General features: G+C 59.9%; 7 protein-coding genes. All 7 read right to left on the reverse strand.

Translation table 11 applies throughout. The features are described 5' to 3' along the window. Nucleotides 1-1,909 (reverse strand): baseplate J/gp47 family protein (locus tag NP596_RS19145; protein ID WP_256617005.1); only part of this gene is annotated, 1,909 nt, incomplete at its 3' end. A 38-nt stretch (nt 1,910-1,947) separates the two neighbouring features. Continuing rightward, nucleotides 1,948-2,343: a GPW/gp25 family protein gene (locus NP596_RS19150; protein ID WP_256617006.1), complete on the reverse strand. Its 396-nt coding sequence runs from the start codon at nt 2,341-2,343 to the stop codon at nt 1,948-1,950. After that, nucleotides 2,340-4,199 carry a hypothetical protein gene (locus tag NP596_RS19155; RefSeq protein WP_256617007.1) on the reverse strand — a complete coding sequence of 620 codons (1,860 nt, stop codon included), beginning with the start codon at nt 4,197-4,199 and terminating at the stop codon, nt 2,340-2,342. Before NP596_RS19155 ends, NP596_RS19150 begins: the two co-directional genes overlap by 4 nt. Beyond that, nucleotides 4,193-4,840, reverse strand: coding sequence for a phage baseplate assembly protein V (locus NP596_RS19160; RefSeq protein WP_256617008.1), 648 nt, complete (start codon nt 4,838-4,840; stop codon nt 4,193-4,195). Before NP596_RS19160 ends, NP596_RS19155 begins: the two co-directional genes overlap by 7 nt. Before the next feature lies 1 nt (nt 4,841). Continuing rightward, nucleotides 4,842-5,918, reverse strand: a complete 1,077-nt coding sequence (locus NP596_RS19165; protein ID WP_256617009.1) for a phage late control D family protein — start codon at nt 5,916-5,918, stop codon at nt 4,842-4,844. Further along, complete coding sequence (locus tag NP596_RS19170) at nt 5,887-6,048, reverse strand: hypothetical protein (RefSeq protein WP_256617011.1); 162 nt, start codon at nt 6,046-6,048, stop codon at nt 5,887-5,889. Before NP596_RS19170 ends, NP596_RS19165 begins: the two co-directional genes overlap by 32 nt. A gap of 23 nt (nt 6,049-6,071) precedes the next feature. Next, a partial coding sequence (locus NP596_RS19175; RefSeq protein WP_256617013.1) for a hypothetical protein occupies nt 6,072-6,317 on the reverse strand: 246 nt, incomplete at its 5' end.

Genomic DNA, 6,317 nt, shown 5'->3' on the forward strand with positions numbered 1-6,317 from the left:
GCAACTCGTTGACGTCCACGGCCTGACCCAGCGGCCAGCCCTGGCCGATACGGCCGCCGGGCGCCAGGGGCCACAAAAAATTCAGCAGGCTTTGTTCCACGGCTTTGTACACCTGCTGGCGGATTTGCGGGTCTTGCTCGCGCACCGACACGGCAATTGCCACTTGCACATATTCCGGGCTCAGCACGTATAGTTCGGTGCCCAGCAGGCAGCGTTCGCTCAAATAGGCATACACGTCTTTCAACAGGCCCACGCTGGTGCGCGGAAAAGTGCCGATAGCTTGCTCGGCCGGCGGCAGCACGAATACGCTGACCACGCCGGGCACCTCGAAGCGGGCGGTGGCTAGGCTGGAACCCGGCAAAAAACCGCTCAGCAGTTCGGCTTTCGCTACCGGATTGACCGGATTGTCCAAGGCCAGCCGGGTGAAATCGTCTCGGGTCACGGCCCGGTTGCGGTGGCTTAAAAACGCGGCGATGCGTTGCTCCATTTGGCTGACCGTTTCGGCGTCGATGCCCCCGGCGGTCGGAAAATCCTGCCGCACTTGCAAACCGGCGGCGGCGTTTTCCAGCACCTTCAGACTATTGGCCGGCAGGTTGCCGGCCGCGCCGCCGCCGTGTCGGTAGTAGGACGCGCGGACCCGTTTACCGCGACCCGGCAGTTTGCCGCGAAAACCGTCGCCGAAGCGCAACCAACCTTCCGCCGCATCCAGCATGTAGACCTTGTCGTCCGCGCCGGACGCTCCGAAATGCTCAACCCGCCGCCAAGAGATATATTGGCCGTTTTCTTCGACGTCTATTTGCGCGGATTCGACATCGATGTTCTGTTGCGGAAACGCCAATAGTTGATCCGGTTGACCGCTGGCCAAGCCCAGCATCACATCGCGCTCTATGCCCTGGCCTATCACATCCACCGCGTTCACGGCCAGATAACTCAGGATTAGGTCCGGTTGTTCAGGGCAACGCAGCCGCAGCCAGAACAGCATTTGTTCCGGCTTGGTCGAGCCGGGCTGCTCCGGCGGACTGTTGCGCAAGCCGGCGTTTGCCGGATCGTCCGGTAAAAACGGCTGCAACAGCGAGGTGTCTTTCGGCAAACGCAGCCGCGCCACGCCGGGCCGGCGGGCGCCGTTGGAACTGTCGGCTAATTGTTCCAGCGGCAGATAATCGAAATCGGTGACGCCTTGTTGCTGCCAGGCCAGTTCCCACAGCAAGTTGCGCGGCAAGGGTTGGCTTTCCTGTTCGGCCGGCAGATCGTCGGCCGGGGCGATGCCGATGTTCAAGGTAATGCCGGCCAGATTTTTGACCAGCTCGGTTTTTTGCGCCACCAGCGGCAGCGGTAGGCTAAATCCCAGGTACAAGGCCTTATCCACCGTGGCGGCCAAATCCATGGCGTCCCTGCCCGGCAGCAAGTGCCGGGGCCGGAACGGGATTGCGGCGCTACCGGCCGGCGACGTTAACTGCAATTGCTCGGGCGTGATCCCGAATTCCAGTAACTGCGCATTGCTGACGATTTCCTTGCAGACCACGTCCAACAGCAACGGCGTGGGCTGCAAATCGCCGACCGTGCTGAACCATTGCGTGCCGGCCGGCAAATGGCTTTCGGCCGGAATGATGGCGGCCAGGTTGGCGGTGCGTTTGCGGGTGGCGTCTATGCAAACCAGGCCCTTGGCCGGTACCGCCGGCCGGCGCGGTATTTGCAGCAAATTCAAAAACGCCTGCCGCTGCCGTTCCGGAATCAAGTTGGCGCGGTACAGGATGGTCTCGGTCAGCCAGGCGAAGACGTCCACCAAGGCGTGTACCGGGTCGCCGGGCACGATTTGGGTCAGCTCCGGCAGGCTGTTCAACAGCCGGGCCTTGGCTTCTTCCACCAATTCTTCGAAGCGACGGTCATCAAGATTGATCATGGGTTTCATAGTCACCTTCGTATGTTCGCTACCGGTTTATCATCGCGTTATCCGCCGCTGGCCAGTTGCAGGCTCAAATCCGCTTGCCCCGTCGCGCCGTTTTGCCTGATCCGGTAATGGATGCTGACATTCACATAGCTAATCTGCTCCGGGTCGGGCAACACCTGCACGCTGGTCAGCTCCACGCGCGGTTCCCAGCGGGTCACGCCGCGCACCACCGCGTCCTTGATCAGATTGCGGGTGGTTTCGTTATTGGGCTGGTGGATATAGTTATACAAACCGGCGCCGAACTCCGGCCGCATCAGGCGCTCGCCCGGACGAGTGGCCAGAATGTTCCAGATTACCTGGCGGATGCTGGGGTTGTCCTCGGCAAAGCGCAGGCGGCCGTTTTCCAGTTCGATTTCCAGCGGCCAGCTGATGATGGGCGAGAGTCGGCTGTTCATTTGGGTTTGGGTATCAAAGTAATGGCGTACGGCAGCCATTGGAAAAACAAATTCAACAGATTCAGCACTATCATCAACAGCAGCATCGCGCAGATGGTTATCACCGGCAGACTGAAGCTGATGATCCATTCCAAGCCGAAACTATTGCCGGATTTTTCGGTCGGCGGCATCTCCATGCCGATGGTTTTCAGTTTTTCCGCCAGGTCCTTGGGGGCCACGAAGGTGGCGCCCTTGGCCAGGCCGCGCTTCAAATCGGACAACTTGGGCATTTGTATCGCTTGCGGCCGGCTGGCTTCCGGATCGAACGGCGCCGCCACCCGGAACGGTTCGCTGTTGCCGCCCCAAACGATCTGTTCGCAGCCGTGCGGGTCCAGGTAGCGCACGAAAGGCTTGATGTAATAGATATCACCGGTGTTTTGCTGGTAACGCGGAATTTGCAGGCTGTCCACATACTCCTTGGTCTGCGCCGCGGAACGCTCGAACAGCAGCTCGCGCAAGCGCATGGCTTGCGCTTCGTTGAAAAACAGCTGACTATCCGCGGCTACGTTGACGAACAAATCGGCCACATCCTCGTCGCTACTGGCCTTGGTCAATAATGCAGCCTTGTTGCTATCAAAGTAATTTTGCAGGCTTTGCAGTTTAAAATTGCCGCTATCGGACAGATAGCTTTGCAAGGCATGCAGGCTGGCATCCGCGCTGTTAATACCGGATAGCAACGCCGACAGCGCCGCGTGCGCGGTCGGATTGGGCAGAATGCTTTTGGCCAATGTCGATACCCCGGCCAGCCATTGCAGCGCTTGCGTCGTATCCGCCGTCAAGCGGGCCGCCGCGAAATCGTCCGCTTCGGCAAAATCGGGATAAGCCAGACCGGGCACGCTACGTTGTTGGATTTTTAAGGCGGCAATCGTTTCGGCGGCATTGCCGAGCGGAAACAAGGCCAGCGCTTCGGCCAAACCGCCGCAGCGTTGCGCCACTTGCGCCAGCTTTTGCCGAGTTTGTTGATAACGGCTTCGGTCCGGCAGGCGGTAAAAATGCACGCCGGTAAAAAAATCGTACAAAGCTTTATTGGCGGTTACGGCGTTATCCAATAACTGATAACGACTCAGCAATTGATTGATCAGCTTGAGCAAGGCCGGTTCGGGTACGCCGTTCTGCATGACGTGCCCGTCGCCGCGCCGCCAAACCAATACTTCGTGGTTTATTTGATCCTGCCGTCCGAACGGCCACGGCAGGGTATCGACGAAATAGTCGACGCTAGCGCGCTTTTCCAACAGCTCATTGGCTACCGAGCCGGACAGCGGTAAAAAGCCGTACAGCAAGGTGTGTTTGCGCTGCCTGCCATCGGCCGCCGTGGCGGTGACCAATTGTGCATGCAAGGGATAGGTTTCCTCGCCGCTGAGCAAGGGTTCAGGCAGACGCGGGCGTATCAATTTTTGCCGGCGCAGTTGCCTGGCGTAGTCCGGGTCGTCCTGGTTCGGTGTAGCGGCCTGCCAGCCCTGGGCCACGCCGTTCAGTTGCAGCCAACGGCCGCCGTCGCGGCGGCGCACCACGAAACCGGCGGAGGTAATGTTTTGCGGATTGAAGGGCGGGTTGCCGAAGGTATCGCAAACCGTTTCGCAACTGACCATATAAAAGGTTCTATGCACCGGCAGCCGCAGCCAGGGCAGCGTTTTATCGTCGGCAAAGCGGTCTTCGAACCGCCATGTTTGCGCCCGGTTGCCCTGCAGGCCGCCTTGTTGCATGGCTTGCAAATGGCGGGTGACGAAATCCTCCTCCAGATAACGGTGGATCATCGTACCGTCTTCCGGGTCGGCGTAATACGGCGCCCGCAGCACGGGTTTGTGTTCGGCTACCATATATTCCCCGCTCCCGGCGTATAGCTGCTGGACACCACCGCGTTGCTGATCAGAGTGTCGCATTTCACCACGCCGGAAAATTTGCTCATGCCGGCCTCCACTTCCACCATGCCGGCCGATACTTTCACCTGCGCGGCTTCGATGCTGACTTTGGACGAGGCGTTGATTTTGATTTCGGCATTGCTGAATTCGATGCTTTCCGAGCCTTTTTCGATCAACACCTTGCCGCCTTCGGCTTCGGTGATTTCCAGGTGGTAGCCGCTGCTGGTCTTGATGTCGATCTTCGAATCCTCGCTATCGTCGAATTTGAGTTGCGAACCGGACGGCGTGCGTATGCAATATACGTCCTCCACCTCGCGGGCTTCTTGCGGATGGCTGTCGCCGCCCGACCACAGCGCCCCCATCACCACCGCCACTTCCGGGCTGATAAACGCCAGCACCACTTTTTCGTCGATTTTTGGCAGCAGGCTGACGCCGTAATCCTGTCCGGCGCTGTTGGTTAATACCGCCGCCCATAATTCCATGTCGCCAACCGCCAGCCGCACTTTGATCCGGCCCCGGTTGTCCGGATCCTGGTTATCCAGCACGGTGGCCAGATGCAAGGCCTGCAAGGCGCCGAAACCGTGGCCCAGGGTATTCATATCAGGCGCTCCAATCGGCACGGTTGAGTTTTAAAAAACTTCTAAAACCCTGGCTGCTATCGAAGCGGTGGCTGCAATGCACGATTTGGTAGCGGCCGCGCAAGCGTTCGGAAACGTCGGTCAGTTCCACTTCCCGGCCCGCCGCAAACTCGACATTGCCGGTGCACACCGCTTCCCCGGCCAGAAAGGCTTTGGCCCGGCCGCGGAATTGTGCGGCGGCCCATTTGTCGGCCTCGCCCTGGGTTTTGGCAAAGGGATGCGGAAAGTACGCCTCGCCGGGCCAGCCCAGTTCGTTCAGCAGGTCGACGCCGGAAGCGCCGGAGGGTGCCGGTTGCAAGGCGGCGCTTTCGGCGGAAGTGGCTTGGTCGGCGGCCAGATCGAAACCCGCGACTTTGGCGTTTGCCGGCTGGCCGTTCAGATCGGCGATGATGCGCAGATACTCCATGCCGTCTTGCGGACTCAAGCGCGGCGGGTTGCCGTCGGCCTGCTCCGCTTTAATGCGCAACTGGCCTTGCCGCCAGCGCGCGGCGATATCGTAAGGCGCCAGCAGGCGTTGCATGAAGGCCAGGTTGCTTTCGTTGAATTGATGCCAGTCGCCGGTTTGCGACGACACCTGAATATCTGCGGACAAGCCGGCATCGTCGGCCAGGGCCCGCAACACGTCGTCCAGACTTTGTTCTTCGAAGCGGCGGGTATGCCGTTGCCGGGCCAGTAAATGCATTTTGTCTTCCACTAATAACAGTAGTTGCGGGGCGCCGTCGCCGTAACGTTCTTCTATCGCGGTGACGTCGCCGCTGAACAATGCTTGCTGGTCCTGTTCGCCTATCCTGATGTCGATCACGGCGCCGTGCCGGATTTGCTGAAATACAAAGCCCGGCGCCTCGGCGTTGTCCACCCGGCCCCAGTTGATCAGGCGAATCTCGGCATGCGCGCGTCCGGACAGCGGCTGTTGTATCGCCACATCCTTGACCGCTTCCGCCATGGCGGCATCGTCATTGCCGTCGACCCTAAATCGAGGTCTGGCGTTGATGAAGGCTTCGGCCATTTCAATCCACCAGCAAGCGGGCCTGCCGCTCATGCAGGATTTGCAGTTGCCGCAGCAATTGTTCTTCCTGCTCGTTACTGGCGGCGAACACCGGATTTTCGGTTTGTTCGCCAGCGTCGGGCTGACTGACTTCCGCTATCACTTCGTTGATAAAAACCGGCACACTCCGCTCCTGTCGCTTACTGTTTAAAACGCGCCAGGTATTTGCGTACCCAGCCTGTCCGATTGACCGTAACTGAAACCGCCACCGCTGCCGGCGCCGCTATTGACGCCACTGGGCGGCATCACCACCCCTTGATTGTCGCTAAAACGCGGATTTTCCATGCCGTTATACATTGCCGTATCGCGCCACTGTTGCGGACTGCGGCCGGCGGCCAGATTGGCGTCCGCGGCGCTGACGCCCTCGCCGTCAACCGCCAAGCGGCCTTGCTG

It is taken from the genome of Methylomonas rivi (genome assembly GCF_024505165.1).
In the GTDB taxonomy this organism is placed as follows: Bacteria; Pseudomonadota; Gammaproteobacteria; order Methylococcales; family Methylomonadaceae; genus Methylomonas; species Methylomonas rivi.